Annotated in this window: 31 protein-coding genes; 2 read left to right on the forward strand and 29 right to left on the reverse strand. The window is 63.9% G+C overall.

Features of this window, described 5'->3' with window-relative positions:
• Nucleotides 1-69: 69 nt before the first annotated feature.
• The 29 genes from rpmE to rplC form a co-directional block, all read right to left on the reverse strand.
• Entirely contained in the window at nt 70-333 is a 264-nt protein-coding gene (gene rpmE, locus LY254_RS06110; protein WP_010315003.1) for a 50S ribosomal protein L31, read from the reverse strand.
• A gap of 32 nt (nt 334-365) precedes the next feature.
• Nucleotides 366-767 (reverse strand): 30S ribosomal protein S9, encoded by a 402-nt coding sequence (rpsI, locus tag LY254_RS06115; protein ID WP_010314999.1) that lies wholly within the window; start codon nt 765-767, stop codon nt 366-368.
• Nucleotides 764-1216: a 50S ribosomal protein L13 gene (gene rplM / locus LY254_RS06120; protein ID WP_010314998.1), complete on the reverse strand. Its 453-nt coding sequence runs from the start codon at nt 1214-1216 to the stop codon at nt 764-766. The genes rpsI and rplM overlap by 4 nt, the downstream gene beginning before the upstream one ends.
• Before the next feature lie 239 nt (nt 1217-1455).
• Nucleotides 1456-2325 (reverse strand): tRNA pseudouridine(38-40) synthase TruA, encoded by an 870-nt coding sequence (truA, locus tag LY254_RS06125; protein WP_247479624.1) that lies wholly within the window; start codon nt 2323-2325, stop codon nt 1456-1458.
• A gap of 92 nt (nt 2326-2417) precedes the next feature.
• Nucleotides 2418-2768, reverse strand: a complete 351-nt coding sequence (gene rplQ / locus LY254_RS06130; protein WP_010314995.1) for a 50S ribosomal protein L17 — start codon at nt 2766-2768, stop codon at nt 2418-2420.
• A gap of 40 nt (nt 2769-2808) precedes the next feature.
• Entirely contained in the window at nt 2809-3747 is a 939-nt protein-coding gene (locus LY254_RS06135; RefSeq protein WP_247479625.1) for a DNA-directed RNA polymerase subunit alpha, read from the reverse strand.
• 56 nt (nt 3748-3803) lie between these two features.
• Entirely contained in the window at nt 3804-4196 is a 393-nt protein-coding gene (rpsK, locus tag LY254_RS06140) for a 30S ribosomal protein S11 (protein WP_010314991.1), read from the reverse strand.
• Between the two features lie 123 nt (nt 4197-4319).
• Nucleotides 4320-4685, reverse strand: a complete 366-nt coding sequence (gene rpsM / locus LY254_RS06145) for a 30S ribosomal protein S13 (protein WP_010314989.1) — start codon at nt 4683-4685, stop codon at nt 4320-4322.
• Between the two features lie 119 nt (nt 4686-4804).
• Nucleotides 4805-4918: a 50S ribosomal protein L36 gene (gene rpmJ, locus LY254_RS06150; RefSeq protein ID WP_006173336.1), complete on the reverse strand. Its 114-nt coding sequence runs from the start codon at nt 4916-4918 to the stop codon at nt 4805-4807.
• Nucleotides 4919-4964: 46 nt separating this feature from the next.
• Nucleotides 4965-5513: an adenylate kinase gene (locus LY254_RS06155; RefSeq protein WP_247479626.1), complete on the reverse strand. Its 549-nt coding sequence runs from the start codon at nt 5511-5513 to the stop codon at nt 4965-4967.
• Between the two features lie 36 nt (nt 5514-5549).
• Complete coding sequence (gene secY, locus LY254_RS06160; RefSeq protein WP_010314968.1) at nt 5550-6866, reverse strand: preprotein translocase subunit SecY; 1317 nt, start codon at nt 6864-6866, stop codon at nt 5550-5552.
• A gap of 90 nt (nt 6867-6956) precedes the next feature.
• Complete coding sequence (gene rplO, locus LY254_RS06165) at nt 6957-7409, reverse strand: 50S ribosomal protein L15 (protein WP_010314964.1); 453 nt, start codon at nt 7407-7409, stop codon at nt 6957-6959.
• Between the two features lie 8 nt (nt 7410-7417).
• Nucleotides 7418-8062: a 30S ribosomal protein S5 gene (gene rpsE, locus LY254_RS06170; protein WP_010314962.1), complete on the reverse strand. Its 645-nt coding sequence runs from the start codon at nt 8060-8062 to the stop codon at nt 7418-7420.
• A gap of 14 nt (nt 8063-8076) precedes the next feature.
• Nucleotides 8077-8442, reverse strand: coding sequence for a 50S ribosomal protein L18 (gene rplR / locus LY254_RS06175; protein WP_010314960.1), 366 nt, complete (start codon nt 8440-8442; stop codon nt 8077-8079).
• 32 nt (nt 8443-8474) lie between these two features.
• On the reverse strand, nt 8475-9014 hold the full coding sequence (rplF, locus tag LY254_RS06180) for a 50S ribosomal protein L6 (RefSeq protein ID WP_010314956.1): 540 nt from the start codon (nt 9012-9014) through the stop codon (nt 8475-8477).
• Nucleotides 9015-9030: 16 nt separating this feature from the next.
• On the reverse strand, nt 9031-9432 hold the full coding sequence (gene rpsH / locus LY254_RS06185; protein WP_010314954.1) for a 30S ribosomal protein S8: 402 nt from the start codon (nt 9430-9432) through the stop codon (nt 9031-9033).
• Nucleotides 9433-9452: 20 nt separating this feature from the next.
• Entirely contained in the window at nt 9453-9992 is a 540-nt protein-coding gene (rplE, locus tag LY254_RS06190) for a 50S ribosomal protein L5 (RefSeq protein WP_010314952.1), read from the reverse strand.
• 64 nt (nt 9993-10056) lie between these two features.
• Nucleotides 10057-10413 (reverse strand): 50S ribosomal protein L24, encoded by a 357-nt coding sequence (gene rplX, locus LY254_RS06195; protein ID WP_247479627.1) that lies wholly within the window; start codon nt 10411-10413, stop codon nt 10057-10059.
• A 1-nt stretch (nt 10414) separates the two neighbouring features.
• On the reverse strand, nt 10415-10780 hold the full coding sequence (gene rplN / locus LY254_RS06200) for a 50S ribosomal protein L14 (protein ID WP_010314948.1): 366 nt from the start codon (nt 10778-10780) through the stop codon (nt 10415-10417).
• Between the two features lie 12 nt (nt 10781-10792).
• Nucleotides 10793-11044 carry a 30S ribosomal protein S17 gene (gene rpsQ, locus LY254_RS06205; RefSeq protein WP_185186182.1) on the reverse strand — a complete coding sequence of 84 codons (252 nt, stop codon included), beginning with the start codon at nt 11042-11044 and terminating at the stop codon, nt 10793-10795.
• A 17-nt stretch (nt 11045-11061) separates the two neighbouring features.
• The gene (gene rpmC / locus LY254_RS06210) at nt 11062-11271 is read right to left on the reverse strand and encodes a 50S ribosomal protein L29 (protein WP_010314946.1); all 210 of its coding nucleotides are present in this window, start codon (nt 11269-11271) and stop codon (nt 11062-11064) included.
• 2 nt (nt 11272-11273) lie between these two features.
• Entirely contained in the window at nt 11274-11738 is a 465-nt protein-coding gene (gene rplP / locus LY254_RS06215; RefSeq protein WP_029626118.1) for a 50S ribosomal protein L16, read from the reverse strand.
• 16 nt (nt 11739-11754) lie between these two features.
• The gene (rpsC, locus tag LY254_RS06220; RefSeq protein WP_010314943.1) at nt 11755-12483 is read right to left on the reverse strand and encodes a 30S ribosomal protein S3; all 729 of its coding nucleotides are present in this window, start codon (nt 12481-12483) and stop codon (nt 11755-11757) included.
• A 19-nt stretch (nt 12484-12502) separates the two neighbouring features.
• The gene (gene rplV, locus LY254_RS06225) at nt 12503-12856 is read right to left on the reverse strand and encodes a 50S ribosomal protein L22 (RefSeq protein WP_029626117.1); all 354 of its coding nucleotides are present in this window, start codon (nt 12854-12856) and stop codon (nt 12503-12505) included.
• 4 nt (nt 12857-12860) lie between these two features.
• Complete coding sequence (gene rpsS, locus LY254_RS06230; RefSeq protein WP_010311665.1) at nt 12861-13136, reverse strand: 30S ribosomal protein S19; 276 nt, start codon at nt 13134-13136, stop codon at nt 12861-12863.
• A gap of 35 nt (nt 13137-13171) precedes the next feature.
• Nucleotides 13172-14035, reverse strand: coding sequence for a 50S ribosomal protein L2 (gene rplB, locus LY254_RS06235; protein WP_010314938.1), 864 nt, complete (start codon nt 14033-14035; stop codon nt 13172-13174).
• A 15-nt stretch (nt 14036-14050) separates the two neighbouring features.
• Entirely contained in the window at nt 14051-14353 is a 303-nt protein-coding gene (locus tag LY254_RS06240; protein ID WP_010314935.1) for a 50S ribosomal protein L23, read from the reverse strand.
• Complete coding sequence (gene rplD, locus LY254_RS06245; RefSeq protein WP_010314934.1) at nt 14346-14981, reverse strand: 50S ribosomal protein L4; 636 nt, start codon at nt 14979-14981, stop codon at nt 14346-14348. The genes LY254_RS06240 and rplD overlap by 8 nt, the downstream gene beginning before the upstream one ends.
• 11 nt (nt 14982-14992) lie before the next feature.
• Nucleotides 14993-15640: a 50S ribosomal protein L3 gene (gene rplC / locus LY254_RS06250; RefSeq protein WP_010314932.1), complete on the reverse strand. Its 648-nt coding sequence runs from the start codon at nt 15638-15640 to the stop codon at nt 14993-14995.
• Between the two features lie 392 nt (nt 15641-16032).
• On the opposite strand from rplC, the gene LY254_RS06255 reads away from it, so the two are divergent.
• Together LY254_RS06255 and LY254_RS06260 are read left to right on the forward strand one after the other, a co-directional pair.
• A complete protein-coding gene (locus LY254_RS06255; protein ID WP_247479628.1) occupies nt 16033-16500 on the forward strand; it encodes an NAD(P)H-quinone oxidoreductase subunit N in 468 nt (155 codons plus the stop codon).
• Complete coding sequence (locus tag LY254_RS06260) at nt 16461-17513, forward strand: LdpA C-terminal domain-containing domain (protein WP_247479629.1); 1053 nt, start codon at nt 16461-16463, stop codon at nt 17511-17513. Before LY254_RS06255 ends, LY254_RS06260 begins: the two co-directional genes overlap by 40 nt.

Below are 17513 nucleotides of genomic sequence, written 5' to 3' on the forward strand. Positions count from 1 at the left end.
AGCAAAAAGCCGGACGCCCTAGAGCATCCGGCTTGGGGAATGAATGTCACGTCAGACGTGAGTGACCGATCAGGCCTTCTCGGCTGCTTCGGCCTTGGGCTCGGCTTTGGCATCGGCGCCAGCAGCGCTGCCCATGCCGTACTTGCGCATGAAGCGATCCACACGACCCTCGGTGTCCAGGATCTTTTGGGTCCCGGTATAGAAGGGGTGGTTGCCGCTCCAGACGTCGACGTGGATCTCGGGGGAGGTGGAGCCAGTGGTCATCACCACTTCTCCGTTGCAGATCACCTTGGCATCGGGATACCAGGTGGGGTGAATGTCGGCCTTCGGCATGACGGGTACGGGGCTGAGGGGCGAAAGCGCAATCAGCGCTTGGAGAACTGAGGAGCCTTACGGGCTTTCTTCAGGCCGTACTTACGACGCTCCTTGGCGCGCGGGTCACGGCTGAGGTGCCCTTCAGTCTTGAGGGGCTTGCGGTTGTCGGGGGACAGCTCGCACAGGGCACGGGCAGCGCCTTGCTTGATGGCATCCGCCTGACCGGTCAGACCACCACCGCGGACGTTGACCAGCAGGTCGTACTCACCACCCAGACCAAGGGTCTGCAGGGGAGCCTTGACTGCCGCCAGGTAGGCGGGGTTGTAGTTCAGGTAGTTGTCACCGGGACGACCGTTGATGGTCACGGTGCCATTGCCAGGGACGACGCGGACGCGTGCCACGGCGGTCTTACGACGGCCGGTTCCCCAGTAGACGACTTTGGTGGTGCTCATTTGGCGGAAGCGGCGGGATCGAGGGCCAGGGCCTTGGGCTGTTGGGCGGCGTGGGGGTGCTCAGCACCCTTGTAGACCTTCAGCTTGCGGAAGAGCTGACGACCGAGAGCGTTGTGGGGAAGCATGCCCTTAACGGCCTTCTCGATGATCCGCTCGGGGATCCGTGCCTGCAGCGCAGCGAAGGTTTCGGTCTTCATGCCACCGGGGCGACCGGAGTGACGGCGGTAGACCTTGTCGGAAGCCTTGTTGCCGCTCACACGCACCTTCTCAGCATTGATCACCACGACGAAGTCGCCGGCGTCGATGTGAGGGGCGAAGTTGGGGTTGTTCTTACCCCGCAGAACCGAAGCGACCTCGGTGGCAAGCCGGCCGAGGGTCTGGTTCTCAGCGTCCACCAGATACCACTGGCGTGCTGAGGAATCCTGGGGGGGGACGAGAGTCTTGTTCATCGCGCCGGCGGGCCGGTTCGGATAGGACCCCATCACCACGCTTAGGCGGGTGGGGTTGGACAGGGTGTCTGGACTGTGGGTCTCGACTAATGACGGCAGCCACCCGATCACTCGGGTGTCAATCGCTCGTTGAGTGAACCTACCGCTTCGCCGATCCCCACTTCGGGGGACAGGGTTTACAGGCAGGGGCTGGCCGCCGATGGACATCGGCAGGTCAACTCTGAGACCGGCAGACCCAGTCAGTGCAAGGACTGACCCGGTGCTGCTGGCGGTGCATCAGAGCCCTCCAGCAAATACCGCGGTTGACAATCGTACCAGGCAGCCTGGGGGAAGACCTCACTCGGGTAGCCCACCCTCAGCAGGCATAACCCCTGCGGGGGAGCGGCTTCTTTGACCTCCTCACGGGCCTGGTTTCGCCAGCGGCGACTGAAGGCCTCCAGGCTGAGGCGTCCCTCCCCGACGGCCACCAGCTGCCCCATCACAAGGCGCACCATCCCGTAGAGAAAGCCGCTGGCCTGAAGCTCCACCTCCAGCAGGTCACCGCGGCGCTGCACCGAGACCTCCTGGAGGGTCGTACGGGAGTGTGAGCGGGCGCTACCCGCCCTCTCAAACGCCGCAAAATCGTGCTCCCCGAGCATGCCCTCGAGGGCCTCGCGCATCCGGGCCTCATCGAGCCTGAACTGATAGCGGTGCCAGCTCCAGGGAGCCAGAAACAGATTGGGGATGCGGGCGTTGTAGATGGTGTAGCGGTAGCGCCTGTAGGTGGCGCTAAAGCAGGCATGCCAGTCCGCGGGAACGGAAGCTGCTGAACGCACGCGGATGCTGGCCGGCAGGCGGCCGTTGAGGGCCGCGGGCCAGCGGTGCGGAGGGATCGGGCCGGCGCAGTCGAAATGCACCACCTGGCCAGCGGCGTGAACGCCGCTGTCGGTTCGACCAGCCGCCACAACGGTGGCGGGGCCATCTGGATCCAACTGAGCCAAGGCCCGCTCCAGCGCTTCCTGGACGCTGGGGTCCCGGGGCTGGCGCTGCCAGCCGCAGTAGGCCGAGCCGTCGTACTGCAGGCAGAGGGCGATGCGCCTAAGCCCCCCTGCTGGCGTCGCGTCAGTCAAAGCTGCTGCACCAAAGCCATAAAAAACCGCGCGGAGGAGAGCCCCCCACGCGGTGCGGATGATCGACAGCAGGTCCGCTCGGACCCACGGACTCAGACCAGCTCGATGATCGCCATTTCGGCGTTGTCGCCACGGCGGGGAACGGTGCGAATGATGCGGGTGTAACCGCCATTGCGGTCGCCGTAACGCTCCTGGGCCTTGTCGAACAGGGCGTGGACCAGTTGCTTGTCGTAGATGTAGCCGATGGCACGACGGCGGGCGGCAAGGCTGCCGTCCTTGGCCAGGGTGATCATGCGCTCAGCTTCATCGCGAAGCGCCTTGGCACGGGCCTTGGTGGTGGTCAGACGACCCTCACGGATCAGCTGAGTGGTCAGAGCGCGAAGCATGGCTTTGCGCTGGTCGGCGGGACGCCCCAACTTGGGGACTCGGCACTGGTGACGCATGACTAAATCGGGTTAACGCGGGAGACAGGGTGCTGCGCGATCAGGCGCTGGTGCGGCTCTGGGGCAGGGAGATACCGATGCGCTCGAGGGCCTCGATCACCTCGTCAGCCGACTTGGAACCGAAGTTCTTGATTTCGAGCAGATCTTCGTAGCTGAAGCCCATCAGGTCAGACACGGAGTTGACTTGGGCGCGCTTCAGGCAGTTGTAGGCGCGAACCGAGAGGTTCAGCTCTTCCAGGGGAATCTGAGCTTCGGCGGAGGGCTCGGGCTCCTGGCCTTGCTCCTCTTCCATGGTCAGGGTCGCCATGGGCTGGATCAAGGTGATCAGCTGGTTGGCGGCCTGGGCCATCGCGTCGTCAGGCGTCAGGGAACCGTCGGTCTGAATCTCCAGACGCAGGCGCTCACGGGCCGATCCGCCTTCACCGACAGCGGTCTCGTCGATGGTGTAATTCGCCCGCTGGACAGGCATGAAGACGGCATCGATCTGGAGAAGATCGACAGCGCTAGTGTCCTCAACGCGGCGGTCAACGGGGCGATAGCCAACACCACGCTCGACGTGCACCTCGAGCTCCAGGCTGTGGCCTTCGGCGACGGTGGCAATCGGGCGGGCGGGGTCGATCACCGACACCTGTGAGGAGAACTGCAGGTCACCGGCGGTGACGGTCGCAGGACCATTCACGACCAGGCGGCCGATCTCCAGCTCGCGGCTGCGGCTGTTGACGGCAACGTCCTTGCAGTTGAGAAGGATGTCGAGGACGTCTTCGCGGACGCCAGGAACGGTGGCGTACTCGTGGTTCACGCCAGCGATGCGCACGGCGGTGATGGCGCTGCCCTCCAGGGCACCCATCAGCATGCGGCGCAGGGAATTACCGAGGGTCGTCGCCTGGCCACGCTCAAGGGGGCCAATGACGAAGACGCCGGTTTGGGAACGATCGTCAGCGATCTGGTGTTCAACCCGATCGATCTGGTACTGCAACACGGTCTGAAGCTCAGATAGGTGGATGGACCCCCTCTGGGGCTAGTCGATGCGTCGAATCAGACCCGGCGACGCTTGGAACGGCGGCAACCGTTGTGGGGCAGCGGGGTGACGTCACGGATCAGGGTGATCTCCAGACCGGCAACCTGCAGGGCACGGATGGCGGTTTCACGACCGGAACCAGGACCGCGAACCAGCACCTCGATTTGGCGCATCCCCTGCTCAAGGGCGCGACGGGCTGCTGCTTCTGCGGCGGTCTGGGCGGCGAAGGGGGTGCCTTTACGGGCGCCCTTGAAACCGCTGGCACCAGCGGAGCTCCAGGAGATCACTTCACCAGCGGTGTCAGTGATGGAGACGATGGTGTTGTTGAACGTGCTCTGGATGTGGGCAACGCCGTTAGGGACGTTGCGCTTCGTCTTCTTGGAACCAGATTTCTTGGCGGGCTTGGCCATGGATAAAGCCCTGCGGTCGCAGGGAGGTGATCGGGGGTCTTAGGGGGGCAACCTGGTGACGACGGCACGCAATCGGCCGAACGGCAGGTGCTAGGGGGCCAAAGGGCTAGAGCAAGCCGCGGCTTACTTCTTCTTACCGGCCACGGTCTTGCGGCTACCGCGGCGGGTCCGGGCATTGGTGCGGGTGCGCTGACCGCGAACGGGCAGACCGACGCGGTGACGACGGCCACGGACGCAGCCGATGTCCTGCAGGCGCTTCATGGCCATGCCCTCCTGACGGCGAAGATCGCCTTCGAGGGTGTAGCTCTCGGTTGCACCGCGCAGCTTTTGGACGTCGGAATCATCCAGGTCCTTGACGCGGGTGTCGGGGTTGACACCGGTCTTGGCCAGAATCTTTTGGGCCGTGGTCAGGCCGATTCCGTAGACGTAGGTCAGGGCGATTTCGATCCTCTTGTCGCGAGGAATATCAACGCCGGCAATACGAGCCACTGAAAAAACGTTGGGGGTGAGCAGGGGAAGGACTTGAGCGGTTGCCCTCAGAACGAACCGAGAGACACTCAAGCCAATTGTTTTGGTCCCAAGGGACCGGGGACAAGGTCAGCGCAGGATCAACCCTGGCGCTGCTTGTGCTTCGGGTTGGTGCAGATGACCATCACCCGACCGTGCCGGCGAATCACGCGGCACTTGTCGCACATTTTCTTGACCGAGGCACGCACCTTCATGGGAGCGGTCTCTCCAAATTTCCAAACAGCGACCTTACCACAGGGGTCAACCCAACAGGGCTGCGATCCGATCGGAAATGGCGTCGACTGTGCCGGCCGCTTCGACCGGGGCAATCAGCCCACGTTCGCGGTAATAGGCAATCAGGGGCTCGGTTTGCTCGCGGTAGACCTCCAGGCGGTGGCGAATGACCTCCTCGTTGTCGTCGGCCCGGCCGCGGGAGAGCAATCGCTGCACCAGAACACCGTCATCGAGTTCCATCAGAACGACGAGCTCGATCTGCTGGCCCAGCTCCTCGAGCAGGCTGGCCAGGGCATCGGCCTGGGCGACATTGCGGGGGAAGCCATCCAGCAACCAGCCACCACTGTGGTTTTGCAGGCGGCTGCGGACGATCGCCAGCACCAGGGCATCGCTCACCAGCTCACCGCGGGCCATCACGGCCTCCGCCTCTTTGCCCAGGTCGCTGCCGGCGGCGACTTCAGCCCGCAGCAGATCACCGGTGGAGAGGTGGAGCAGGCCTTGGCTCTCGGCAAGCTTCTGGGCTTGGGTGCCCTTACCGGCGCCGGGGGGACCGAGGAACAGCAGACGTTGCTTCATGGCAAGGAAGGAAGAGAAGGAGCAAGGAGGGGGGAGTTACTGGCGAACCATGCCTTCGTACCGCTGGGAGATCACGGCGGTTTGCAGTTGCTTGGCGGTCTGAATCGCGACGCCAACCAAGATCAACAGGCTCGTGGCACCCAAGCCTTGGAAGGTCTGCACGCGCGTGGCCGACTCCACGGCCGAGGGCACGATCGCCACAGCCCCCAGGAAAAGGGCGCCCAGCAAAGTCAGACGGTTTTGGATACCCGTCAGGTAAGCCGTGGTCGCTGAGCCAGGGCGAACCCCAGGGATGGCGACACCACCGCGCTTGAGGTTGGAGGCCACGTCCACCGGACGCACCGTGAGGGTGGCGTAGAAGAAGGAGAAGCCAATGATCAGCCCGAAGAAGAGCAGCGCATAGACCCAGGGGGTGCTGCTGTTGGGGCTCAGGAAACTGGCGACCTGAATCAGCGTGGGGTTCTTGCTGAAGTTGGCGATCTGCAGCGGCAGGAAGACCACGGCCGAGGCAAAGATGATCGGCATCACGCCACCGGCATTGAGCTTCAGGGGCAGGTAGCTCTGGCGGGCAGAGATCCCGGCCCCGCCCACCTGGCGCTTGGCGCTGACGATCGGGATGCGGCGGCTGCCCTCCTCGACGCAGACGATGCCAACGATGGTGATCAGGAAGACCGCCACCAGGACGACGATGCCGCCAACAGCCTCACGGCCGCCGGTTTGGGCCAACTCGATGGTCGAGCCCAAGGCCCTGGGGAGGGTGGCCACGATGTTCAGGTAGATGACCAGGGACGCGCCCTGGCCAATGCCCCGCTCGGTGATCACCTCACTGAGCCACATCACCACCATCGAACCGGTCACCAGAGCGATCGCCGTCTGCACAACGAAGACCAGATCCGGTGTGCCGGGAAGGGCGTAGGGCCGGAGGATCAGGGCAAAGACGATGCTTTGGAACAGTCCCCAGCCCAGGGCGACATAGCGGGTGTACTGGGCGATCTTGCGGCGTCCCGCCTCACCTTCGTTCTTCTGCAGATCCTCCAGCTGCGGCAGGGCGGAGGTCAGCAGCTGAATGATGATCGAGGCGTTGATGAAGGGAAGGATCCCCAGGGCGAAAACGCCCAACGCGGAGATGCCACCACCGGTGAAGATGTCCAGGAAGCCCAGCAGGGAGCCCCCCTGGGCAGCGAAGGCCTGGAAGGCCTGGCGGTCGATCCCGGGGACAGGGATATAGATGCCCAGACGCACCAGGAGCAGCAGCCCCAAGGTGATGAGAACCCTGTCGCGCAGATCCTTGGCTTGGACCAGCTGCGTGAGGATTTCACCGGCACTGGGGTTACGCCCCCGGCTGACGACCATGGCAGGTGCAGACGAACAAGAAAAAACCGCCTAGCGATCGATCCGATCACCAGACGGCATTGACCTTAATGGGCCGTGGACAAGCGGAGATCAGATCTCTTCGCAGGTCCCACCAGCGGCTTCGATCTTCTGGCGTGCCGAGGCGGTGAAAGCGGCCGCCTGGACGGTCAGCTTCACGCTCAGTTCGCCATTACCCAGGACCTTCAGGGGGGCCTTGGGGTTGGTCACCAGACCGTCCTTCACCAGGGTGTCGATGTTGACGGTGCTGCCGGCCTTGAGCTCGGAGAGCTTGGCAACGTTGATCACCGTGTAGTTCTTGGGGTTGATCACGGTGAAGTGCTTCAGCTTCGGCACCCGGCGGTACAGAGGCATCTGGCCACCCTCGAAGCCAGGACGGGTCGGACGACCCGAACGGGACTTCTGACCGCGCATGCCGAAACCGCAGCTGGCGCCTTGGCCGGCGGCGATGCCGCGTCCCTTACGCAGCTTGCGGCGACGGGCCCCCTTCTGGGGGGCGAGGGACTGGAGATTGAGCGACGTCATGGCGGTCCTCAGGAGTAGATCTGCTCGAGGGAGATGCCACGCTCCTTGGCGGTCTCCTTGTGGGTACGCAGGCCGGCCAGGGCATCCATGGCGGCGCGGGCGTTGTTCAGGGGGGTCTTGGAGCCTAGGCGCTTGGCGAGCACGTTCTTAATGCCGGCAAGCTCAAGCACCGTACGGATGGAACCACCCGCGATCACACCGGTACCAGGGGCAGCGGGACGGATCAGAACGCTGGCAGCGCCGTCACGGCCGTTGCTCAGGGTGGGGATCGAGGAGTGACGGGTCAGAGGCACCTTGACCAGGTGCTTCTTGCCATCGGCGACGCCCTTGCGGACAGCACCGATCACGTCGCCAGCCTTGCCGACGCCGACGCCGACCTGGCCCTTCTCGTTGCCGACGACAACGATGGCCCGGAAGCTCATCTTCTTACCGCCCTTGACGGTCTTGGAGACGCGGCGGATTTGCACCACGCGCTCCTGCCATTCGGAGTCACGCTCCTGGCCACGACGGCCACGGCGGTCGCCACCGCGACGGTCGCCACGGCCTTCGCCGCGACCACCACGGCGCTGGTCCTGCTGCTGACCTTCGGCCGCTGCGGGCACGTCAGCTGCCGCTGGCACGGCGTTGGACTGGGTGTTGTTGGTTTCGGTCATGGTGAGAGCAGGGATCAGAACTGAAGGCCCGCTTCCCGGGCGGCGTCAGCCAGGGCCTTGACACGGCCGTGGTAGAGGTTGCCGCCACGATCGAAGACCACCGATTGAATGCCCTTGGCGAGGGCACGCTTGGCGACCAGCTGACCGACTGCGACAGAAGCATCGCAGGTGGCGCCGATGGTGACGTTGCTGCGGAGCTCTTTATCGACGGTTGATGCAGAGCAGAGGGTGCTCTGCGCAACGTCGTCGATGACTTGTGCGTAGATGTGGTTGTTGGAGCGGAACACAGCCAGGCGAGGACGCGCGGCGGTGCCGGAGAGATTGCGGCGCAGACGGCGGTGACGCTTTTGTGTCTGCTGCTTGCGGGAAAGGGTGGACATGGAAGTACTGGGTAAAAACGCTTAAGCAGACCTCACTTCTTACCGGTCTTACCGGCCTTGCGGAGGATGCGTTCGCCCGCGTACTTGATGCCCTTGCCCTTGTAAGGCTCGGGGGGACGGATGGCGCGAACTTTGGCCGCTTCGTTGCCCACCAGCTCCTTGTCGGGGCCGGAGACAATCACGGTGGTGTTGCCGTCGACGGCGAAGGTCACGCCCTCGGGGGCGATCATTTCGACCTGGTGGCTGTAACCAGCGCTGACGACGAGCTTCTTGCCCTGAACGGCGGCGCGGTAACCCACACCGACGATCTCGAGCTTGCGGGTGAAGCCCTGGCTGACACCCTCGACCATGTTGGCCACGAGGGTCCGGCACAGACCGTGACGCTCGCGAGAGCGACGGCTGGTGCTGGAGGGGGAGACCACAAGGGTGCTGCCGTCCTGAGCAATGGCCACGCCCTCAGGCAGGGTGCGGCTCAGTTCGCCCTTAGGGCCTTTGACTTTGACGTCAAGGCCGTTGAGGCTGACGGTGACGCCGCCCGGAACGGGAATCGGCGATTTACCAATACGAGACATGAATCAATCCCCCTAATCAGTAGACGTAAGCGAGCACTTCGCCACCGACGCCCTGCTTGCGGGCGTCGCGGTCGCTCATCACACCCTTGGAGGTGGAGATGATGGCCACGCCGAGACCGCCCAGGACTTTGGGGAGCTGACGAGTGTTCTTGTAGACGCGCAGGCCAGGCTTGCTGACTCGCTGCACGGTGCGGATGATCGGCTGGCGATGCTTGCCGCTGTACTTGAGTTCCAGCACCAGGTGCTTCATCACGCCTTCACCTTCTTCGGTGATCTCGGCGATGAAACCTTCCTGTTGCAGCACCTTGGCGATGCTCTGGGCCATGCGCGAGGCAGGCACCTTGGTGGATTGATGACGTTTCTCACTCGCATTGCGAATGCGGGTGAGCATGTCGGAAATCGGGTCGTGATTAGCCATAGGTCGGGTCCGAAGAGGGCTCAGTTGCTGCGGAACGGCATTCCCATCTCGCGGAGGAGGGCCCGGCCCTCTTCGTCGTTACGGGCAGTGGTCACGATGGTGATGTCCATGCCCCGGATGGCATCGATCTTGTCGAAAGAGATCTCGGGAAAAATGATCTGCTCCTTCACCCCGAGGGTGTAGTTGCCACGACCGTCGAAGCTCTTCTCGCTGACACCGCGGAAGTCGCGGATGCGGGGGAGAGCCAGGTTGATGAGACGCTCGAGGAACGCATACATGCGGTCACCGCGGAGGGTGACGGCCACGCCAATCGGCATGCCCTGACGGATTTTGAAGCCAGCGATAGCCTTCTTGGCGCGGGTCACAACCACCTTTTGACCGGTGATGGTGGCCAGCTCCTCGATCGAGGCCTCAAGGGCCTTGGCGTTGGCTGCGGCTTCGCCGAGACCCCGGTTGACGGTGACTTTCACCACCTTGGGGACTTCGTGAATGTTCGAGAGACTGAGATCCTTAAGCAACTTGGGCTGGATCTTCTCCCGATAGTTCTGTTTAAGGGACATGACGGGGAAAGGAGATGCGCTTCTGGGCTTGGTCAGAAGGCGGACAAGGTCGATGTAAGAGAGATCAGTCGAGGATCTCGCCGGTTTTCTTGAGGCGGCGCTTCTTGGTGCCGTCCTTCTCCACCACGAGTTCCACGCGGCTGGCCACCTTCTTATCGGTGGAATACAGCATCACGTTGGAAGCGTGCAGGGAGGCCTCTTCGGTCACGATGCGACCGGTTTCGCCTTCCTGGGTGGGCTTCATGTGACGGGTGCGCAGATTGATGCCCTGCACAACCACGCGGTTCTCATAGGGAAGGGTGCGCAGGACCTCACCGGTCTTGCCCTTGTCCTTACCGCTGATCACCTGGACGGTGTCGCCCTTCTTGATGCGCATTTTGGCGCGCACCTGAACTTTGGCTTTAGGGGTGGCAGTCGCCATCTCAGATCACCTCCGGAGCGAGGGACACGATCTTGGTGAAGTTGCGGTCACGCAATTCGCGAGCCACAGGACCGAAGACGCGGGTGCCCTTGGGGTTGTTGTCAGTGCCGAGGATCACGGCAGCGTTGTCGTCAAAACGGATTGAGTTGCCGTTGACGCGACGCATGGTGGCTTTGGTGCGAACCACCACAGCCTTGACCACGTCGGACTTTTTCACGCCCATGTTGGGCATGGCGTCCTTGACGGCGGCCACGATCACGTCGCCCACGTGGGCGTAGCGACGGTTGGTGCCCAGCACGCGGATGCACTGGATGCGCTTGGCGCCGCTGTTGTCAGCGACGTTGAGGAACGTTTCCTGTTGAATCATCGGGAGGTCTCCTCAGCTGGCGCTGCTGTTGTTCAGCACCTCGGCCACGGACCAACGCTTGGTGCGGCTGAGGGGACGGGTTTCGGTGATGCGGACACGGTCACCCACCTTGCAGGTGTTGGCCTCGTCGTGCGCCTTGTAGCGCTTGGTGCGGCTCACCGTCTTTTGATAGATGGGGTGGGGGAAGCGGTTTTCGACCGCCACCACCACGGTTTTATCCATCTTGTCGCTGACGACGGTGCCGACCCTTTCCTTGGTTGCCATAACGGTTACTTAGGGGATCAGGAAGCGGCGGAGCTCTTGCGCTCCGTTTGCACCGTCAGCAGCTGGGCCAGCTTGATGCGGGCGGCCTTGAAGCGGTGCGGGTTCTCGAGACGGCGGGTGGCCTGCTCGAAACGAAGGGTGAACAGTTCGCGACGGGTGTCGTCGATCTGCGTGGTGATGTCGCCGTCGGAAAGCTTGCGCACCTCGGCGATGTCGGGACGGGCCATGGTCAGGACTCCACGGTGGTGGCGGCCGCGGCGGCAGCCTGGTCAGCTTCCTGATCCGCCAGGGTCAGGAACTTGGTCTTCACGGGCAGCTTGTACTGCGCCAGGCGCATGGCCTCTTTGGCGATCTCGGGGGTGATTTCGGCACCGCCCATCTCGAAGAGAATGCGGCCGGGCTTGATCACAGCCACCCAGAACTCCGGGTTGCCCTTACCGGAACCCATCCGGGTCTCGGCGGGGCGCATGGTCACCGGCTTGTCGGGGAAGATCCGGATCCAGATCTTTCCGCCCCGCTTGACGTAGCGGGTCATGGCACGGCGGCTGGCCTCAATCTGGCGGGAGGTGATCCACCCACACTCTTGGGCCTGCAGAGCGAACTGACCGAAGGCGATGGTGTTGCCACGGGTGGCGACACCGCGCATGCGGCCGCGCTGCTGCTTACGGAATTTGACGCGTCTTGGACTCAGCATGGTTCAGGCCTCCTGATCACTCTTCGTTCGAACGGTCTTCGAACTGTTGGGGCCGGCGGCTAGCGCGGCGCTTGGGCGCAGCACCCACGGGCACCTTGTCCTGAGTGCCGGGAAGCACTTCCCCTTTGAAGACCCAAACCTTGATGCCCAGCACCCCGTAGGTGGTGGTGGCCACTTTGGTTGCGTAGTCGATGTCGGCGCGGAGGGTGTGCAGGGGCACCCGACCTTCACGGCTCCACTCGGTACGGGCAATTTCTGCACCGTTGAGGCGGCCGCTGACCTGAAGCTTCATGCCCAGGACACCAGCGCGCTGAGCACGCTGGATGGCCATACGCATGACGCGACGGAAGGCAACACGCTTCTCGAGCTGTTGAGCGATGTACTCAGCCAGCAGGAAGGCGTCAGCGTCAACGCGCTCCACTTCCACCACGTTGATCCGCACCTGACGGGCGGAGTCACCGATGGTTTTTTGGATGCCGCTGCGCAGCTCTTCAATGCCGCTGCCCTGGCGGCCGACGAGAACGCCGGGGCGGGCAGTTTTGAGCTCAACCTCAAGCTGATCGGCCTTGCGGGCGATCACAACGTCGCTGATGCCAGCGGCGCCGTACTTCTTGTGGATGAACTTACGGATCTGATCGTCTTCCTTCAGGAGAGACGGATAGGTCTTGCTGGGGGCGTACCAGCGGGACCGGTGTTCCTGGGTGATCCCCAGGCGCAAGCCGGTTGGATGGATCTTGTGTCCCATCGATCGGTGTCCTCGGGGGTCAGGCGGCAGGAGCCACAGCAATGCTGATGTGGCAAGTCTTTTTCTGGATCGCGTAGGCGCGACCCTGGGCACGGGGGCGATAACGCTTCATCACCGGACCCATGTCAGCCGTAGCGACAGAGATCACGAGAGAGGCGGGATCGAGACCCAGGTTGTGCTCGGCGTTGGCCACAGCGCTGCGCAGGACCTTGGTGATCGGTCCGGTGGAGCGGTAGGGCATGAACTCGAGCATGATCAGCGCGTCGCGATAGCTGCGACCGCGGATCTGGTCGAGAACCCGGCGAACCTTGGACACGGAACCGCGGATATAGCGGCCGTGTGCCTGGGCAGTCGTGGATGAGGTGTTTGCCATGTCCTCAGCGGCCTCCTTTCTTGTCCTTGATGTGGCCGCGGAAGTTGCGCGTTGGCGCAAATTCCCCCAGCTTGTGGCCCACCATCTGCTCCGTCACGTAGACGGGCACATGGGCCTTGCCGTTGTGCACGGCAATGGTGTGGCCGATCATCATCGGCAGGATCGTGGAAGCACGTGACCAGGTCTTGATCACGGACTTGTCATCGGCGGCGTTCTGCTTTTCAACCTTCCGCAGAAGGCTGTCGGCAATGAACGGACCTTTTTTGAGTGAACGTCCCATAGCGGTTTAAACGAACAGCAAAGCGGTGAGGTTGATCAGGAATCGCGTCCGCCACGGCTCCGCTTGGAGGTGCGGCGACGTTTCCGGAGCACAAACCGATTGCTGGGTTTGTTCCGCTTGCGGGTCTTGAGGCCCAGTGCAGGCTTACCCCAAGGAGTGACAGGGCCAGAACGACCGATCGGAGCGCGGCCCTCGCCACCACCGTGGGGGTGATCGCAGGGGTTCATCACGCTGCCTCGGACCTGAGGGCGACGACCCAGCCAGCGGCGACGGCCGGCCTTGCCCAGGCTGGTGTTCCGAACCTCAGCGTTACCCACTTCGCCGAGGGTGGCGTAGCACTCACGGCGGACCAGGCGCACCTCGGTGGAGGGCAGCTTGAGGGCGACGTAGTCACCTTCCTTGGCCATCACTTGAGCGCTGGCACCAGCGGTACGAACCATCTGGCCACCGCGACCGGCGTAGAGCTCAACGCAGTGAACGCTGGAGCCCAGGGGGATCGCCGAGAGGGGCAGGGCATTGCCGGTCTCGATCGGAGCATCGGGGCCGGAGACCACGGTGGAGCCCACGGTCACGCCAGCCGGAGCCAGGATGTAGCGCTTCTCGCCATCGGCGTAGAAGAGCAAAGCCAGGCGGGCGTTGCGGTGGGGGTCGTAGTGGATCGCTGCCACCTTGGCGACCACACCGTGCTTATTGCGGCGGAAGTCGACCAGGCGATAGAGGCGCTTGTGGCCACCACCGCGATGGCGGCAGGTGATCACACCGCGGTTGTTGCGACCTTTGCGTTGGTGCTTGGCCACCACCAGGCCCCGTTCGCGACCACGACCGGTGACTTCAGCGAAATCGCTGGCGACACGGGTACGGGTGCCGGGGGTGATGGGGCGGTACTTACGGATTCCCATAGTTCTTCAGACCCCTCAGGCTTCAGGGAACAGCTGGATGGCATTGCCATCGGCAAGGCGAACCACAGCCTTCTTCACCTGGGCACGCTTGCCGGCGAATCGGCCCACGCGGCGGGAGCGGCGAGGGGGGTTCATGGTGCTCACACCAACGACTTTGACGTCGAACAGTTGTTCAACGGCAGCCTTGATGTCGGGCTTGGCAGCCCGATGGTCCACCTCAAAGGTGTACTGATTGAGCTCGATGGCGCGGGTGGCCTTCTCAGTAATCAGGGGCCGACGGATCACATCCGCCAGGCGACCTTGAAAGCGTTCAGTCATCGCCGTAGACCTCCTGAATCTTCGCGAGTGCTTCCTCGCTCACCACCAAGGAATTGGCGTGGAGCAGGTCGAACACGTTGAGCTGATCTGCGGCGATCAGCTTCACCTTTTCGAGGTTGCGCACCGAGCGGCGCACCACCTCGCTGGGGGCATCCAGCACCACCAGCACCTTGGAGCCAGCGGCGATGCCGAAGCGGCTCAGGGCAGCGGTGATTTCTTTGGTCTTCGGGGTTTCAAGACCCGAAGCAAAGCCCTTCACCACAGTGATGTCAGCGGCGCGGCTCATCAGCGCAGTGCGCAGAGCCAGGCGACGCTCCTTGCGGTTCATCGCAAGGTTGTAGGTGCGGGGCTTCGGCCCGAACACCACACCACCGCCGGGACGCAGGGGGGTCCGGATCGAACCCTGACGGGCGCGACCGGTGCCCTTCTGCTTGTAGGGCTTGCGGCCACCACCGGCCACCTCAGCGCGGGTGAGGGTGCTGGCCGTGCCCTGACGGGCATGGGCGAGCTGACGCACCACAGCGCGGTGCACCAGATCGTTAGCGGAGCTTTCCTTAGCGACTTTCAGGTCAAGGCTGGCCTTGCCGGCCTCTTTGCCTTGCCAGTCGCGAACAACACAGTTAGCCATCTCTGTCCTCCTCAGTTCGCGGCTTTGGCGCCCACCCGCTTAGCGGGGAGGATGTTCAGCAGGGCTCCGGGCTTACCGGGAACCGAGCCTTTCACCACGAGCAGGTTGCGCTCAGCATCCACCTTGAGGATGGTGAGGCCGCGGGTGGTGATTTGCTTGCCGCCGTAGCGACCAGCCATGCGCTTGCCGGGGTACACGCGGCCGGGGGTCGTACCCGCACCGGTGGAGCCAGGCTCGCGGTGGTTCTTCGAACCGTGAGTCATGGGACCGCGGCTGAAGCCGTGGCGCTTCTGGTAACCAGCGAAACCACGACCGATGGTGTCGCCGCTCACATCGACCTTCTGGCCCGCCTCAAAGGCGGCCACGGTGACGTCACCACCGAGTTCCAGACCGTCGACGGAGTCAACGCGGTATTCCTTCAGGTGGCGCAGCAGCTCGTCGCCCGACTTAGCCAGGTGGCCCTTAGCGGGCTTGCTGACGAGCTTTTCGCGGATATCACCGAAGCCCAGCTGAACGGCGGTGTAGCCGTCGGTGCTGTCGGTTTTGAGTTGGGTAATGCGGCAAGGACCTGCCTCGATCACGGTGACCGGGATGGCCCTGCCTTCGTCGTCGAAGAACTGGGACATGCCCAGTTTCTTCCCAAGAATGCCGATGGACATAAGGAGGGAGATACGCCAGCTGGACCACCACTCACAGGGAGTGGCGTGACTGAATCGAGTGGCGCAAGAAACCGATGGAGCTGAAATTTCCGGTTAACCCGGAACTGCAGTGGACCAATGCGGCGGAGCTAGCGACTCGAATCAGTGGGGGCTGGGACTTGCTCAGAAGAAGAAGCCAATGGCGTCTTCAAGGTTGAGCAGTATCCCGGCGACTCAGAAGAGCCACACGGGCCCGGGAAGGCCGCCACCACTGGCGACCTTGTGCATTGCCCTGGAGGCCCGGCTAGCGGACGGGCACAGTTGCAATTGCACAAGCGAACACCATACCCCAGCGCATAACACCCTTCCCCTGCGATCAGCTGCCAGACTTCCGCAAGCGCTGATCCGCCCCCATGCCCCTGCTGCTCACCGGCCGCGGTTTCCGCCAGGAGCTGGAGCGGGCGGGCGCCTTGGCCCTCTACGCACCATTAGAAGGTGGCGCCGAGACCAGGCTGCTGCGCCGGATGCGCGCCGCTGGCTACCGGGCCCAGCTCACCTCAGCACGCGGCCTGGGGGATCCAGAGGCCTTCCTTCTGCAGTCCCACGGCGTGCGTCCTCCCCACCTCGGCCACCAAAGCGTTGGCCGCGGCGCGGCCGTTGGCGAGGTGCAAATGGCCACCCCACAACTGGGACACCTCTTTGAGGGCGACGCCCCTGTGCTGCTTTGGCTGCTGGAGGGGCAGGTCCTCTCCACCGCTGAGCTCGAGTCGCTGATCAACCTGACCCAACGGGAGCCCCGCCTGAAGATCGTCGTGGAGATGGGCGGCGCCCGTGCCCTGCGATGGCAGCCCCTGAGCTCCGTGCTGACCGCAACCGTTTGACCCCAGAGGCGGCCCTTCAAAACGGCCGCTGGGTCAAATTGATCTGCGGCGCCGGGAATCAAGACCTGGCGGCCATCGAAGACCTCTGCGCGCTCTACACCGCAGCGGGCATCCACTGCATCGACATTGCCGCCGATACGGGCGTTGCGGAGGCCGCCAGGCGCGGCATGGACTGGGCTGTGGCCCGGGGTGCCCAGCGCCCCTGGCTGATGGTCAGCCTCAGCGACGGCTCCGACCCCCACTTCCGCAAGGCCAGCTTTGAGCCCAGCCGCTGTCCCAGCGACTGTCCCAGGCCCTGCCAAAAGGTCTGCCCGGCCTTGGCCATTGGCGATCACGGCGGCGTCCAGGCGGAGCGCTGCTACGGCTGTGGGCGCTGCCTGCCCGCCTGCCCCCTGGGCCTGATCGATGAACAGCAGCAGTGGCTCAGCGCCGAAGCGGTCCCCGAACTCCTCCGGAGCATCAACCCGGATGCGGTTGAACTGCACACCCAGGCGGGACGGCAGAGCGCCTTCGAAGCCCGCCTGAGCCAGCTCAAGGCCAGCGGTGTTCCCCTTCAGCGCCTGGCGATCAGCTGCGGACTCGAGCGGGGCGCCGGCAGCCAGGAGACCACACCCCTCAGTAGCCGGGAGCTCGCCAGGGAGCTCTGGCAGCGCTTTGGCGCCCTGCGCCAGGCGGGCTACCGGCCGCTCTGGCAGCTCGATGGTCGTCCCATGAGCGGGGATGTCGGAGTTGGGACCGCCCGCTCCGCCGTGAAATTGCTGGAGGCGATCGCCCCCTGGGCACCGCCAGGCCCGCTGCAACTGGCCGGGGGAACCAACGGCAAAACAATTGAGCTCCTGGGCCCCAGCCACCGGGCAGCCGGTGTTGCCTTTGGCGGGATGGCCCGCAGCCTGCTGCAACCCTGGCTGCAGGAAGCCGATGAGCGCGGGCAGCCCCTGAGGGACATTCCCGAGCTCGAAGCGATCGCCAGGACCAGCGTGATGGCCCTCATCCAACCCTGGCTAGAGCGCTAA

The organism is Synechococcus sp. NB0720_010, assembly GCF_023078835.1.
In the GTDB taxonomy this organism is placed as follows: Bacteria; Cyanobacteriota; Cyanobacteriia; order PCC-6307; family Cyanobiaceae; genus Vulcanococcus.

What these genes read in the sequence shown, in the direction of transcription:
- LY254_RS06260 (WP_247479629.1), top strand. Translation starts at nt 16,461, where the DNA reads ATGGCAGCCCCTGAGCTCCGTGCTGACCGCAACCGTTTGACCCCAGAG.
- rpsC (WP_010314943.1), bottom strand. Translation starts at nt 12,483, where the DNA reads ATGGGACACAAGATCCATCCAACCGGCTTGCGCCTGGGGATCACCCAG.
- LY254_RS06240 (WP_010314935.1), bottom strand. Translation starts at nt 14,353, where the DNA reads ATGACTGAACGCTTTCAAGGTCGCCTGGCGGATGTGATCCGTCGGCCC.
- rplM (WP_010314998.1), bottom strand. Translation starts at nt 1,216, where the DNA reads ATGAACAAGACTCTCGTCCCCCCCCAGGATTCCTCAGCACGCCAGTGG.
- LY254_RS06155 (WP_247479626.1), bottom strand. Translation starts at nt 5,513, where the DNA reads ATGAAGCAACGTCTGCTGTTCCTCGGTCCCCCCGGCGCCGGTAAGGGC.
- rpsH (WP_010314954.1), bottom strand. Translation starts at nt 9,432, where the DNA reads ATGGCTAATCACGACCCGATTTCCGACATGCTCACCCGCATTCGCAAT.
- rplN (WP_010314948.1), bottom strand. Translation starts at nt 10,780, where the DNA reads ATGATTCAACAGGAAACGTTCCTCAACGTCGCTGACAACAGCGGCGCC.
- rplX (WP_247479627.1), bottom strand. Translation starts at nt 10,413, where the DNA reads ATGGCGACTGCCACCCCTAAAGCCAAAGTTCAGGTGCGCGCCAAAATG.
- rpsS (WP_010311665.1), bottom strand. Translation starts at nt 13,136, where the DNA reads ATGGGACGTTCACTCAAAAAAGGTCCGTTCATTGCCGACAGCCTTCTG.
- rplR (WP_010314960.1), bottom strand. Translation starts at nt 8,442, where the DNA reads ATGTCCACCCTTTCCCGCAAGCAGCAGACACAAAAGCGTCACCGCCGT.
- rplV (WP_029626117.1), bottom strand. Translation starts at nt 12,856, where the DNA reads ATGGCAAACACCTCATCCACGACTGCCCAGGCACACGGCCGCTATATC.
- rplE (WP_010314952.1), bottom strand. Translation starts at nt 9,992, where the DNA reads ATGTCCCTTAAACAGAACTATCGGGAGAAGATCCAGCCCAAGTTGCTT.
- rpsI (WP_010314999.1), bottom strand. Translation starts at nt 767, where the DNA reads ATGAGCACCACCAAAGTCGTCTACTGGGGAACCGGCCGTCGTAAGACC.
- rpsQ (WP_185186182.1), bottom strand. Translation starts at nt 11,044, where the DNA reads ATGGCAACCAAGGAAAGGGTCGGCACCGTCGTCAGCGACAAGATGGAT.
- rplC (WP_010314932.1), bottom strand. Translation starts at nt 15,640, where the DNA reads ATGTCCATCGGCATTCTTGGGAAGAAACTGGGCATGTCCCAGTTCTTC.
- rplQ (WP_010314995.1), bottom strand. Translation starts at nt 2,768, where the DNA reads ATGCGTCACCAGTGCCGAGTCCCCAAGTTGGGGCGTCCCGCCGACCAG.
- rpsK (WP_010314991.1), bottom strand. Translation starts at nt 4,196, where the DNA reads ATGGCCAAGCCCGCCAAGAAATCTGGTTCCAAGAAGACGAAGCGCAAC.
- LY254_RS06255 (WP_247479628.1), top strand. Translation starts at nt 16,033, where the DNA reads ATGCCCCTGCTGCTCACCGGCCGCGGTTTCCGCCAGGAGCTGGAGCGG.
- rpmJ (WP_006173336.1), bottom strand. Translation starts at nt 4,918, where the DNA reads ATGAAGGTGCGTGCCTCGGTCAAGAAAATGTGCGACAAGTGCCGCGTG.
- rplP (WP_029626118.1), bottom strand. Translation starts at nt 11,738, where the DNA reads ATGCTGAGTCCAAGACGCGTCAAATTCCGTAAGCAGCAGCGCGGCCGC.
- secY (WP_010314968.1), bottom strand. Translation starts at nt 6,866, where the DNA reads ATGGTCGTCAGCCGGGGGCGTAACCCCAGTGCCGGTGAAATCCTCACG.
- rplB (WP_010314938.1), bottom strand. Translation starts at nt 14,035, where the DNA reads ATGGGAATCCGTAAGTACCGCCCCATCACCCCCGGCACCCGTACCCGT.
- rplD (WP_010314934.1), bottom strand. Translation starts at nt 14,981, where the DNA reads ATGGCTAACTGTGTTGTTCGCGACTGGCAAGGCAAAGAGGCCGGCAAG.
- rpmE (WP_010315003.1), bottom strand. Translation starts at nt 333, where the DNA reads ATGCCGAAGGCCGACATTCACCCCACCTGGTATCCCGATGCCAAGGTG.
- rpsE (WP_010314962.1), bottom strand. Translation starts at nt 8,062, where the DNA reads ATGACCGAAACCAACAACACCCAGTCCAACGCCGTGCCAGCGGCAGCT.
- rpmC (WP_010314946.1), bottom strand. Translation starts at nt 11,271, where the DNA reads ATGGCCCGTCCCGACATCGCCGAGGTGCGCAAGCTTTCCGACGGCGAC.
- rplF (WP_010314956.1), bottom strand. Translation starts at nt 9,014, where the DNA reads ATGTCTCGTATTGGTAAATCGCCGATTCCCGTTCCGGGCGGCGTCACC.
- rplO (WP_010314964.1), bottom strand. Translation starts at nt 7,409, where the DNA reads ATGACGTCGCTCAATCTCCAGTCCCTCGCCCCCCAGAAGGGGGCCCGT.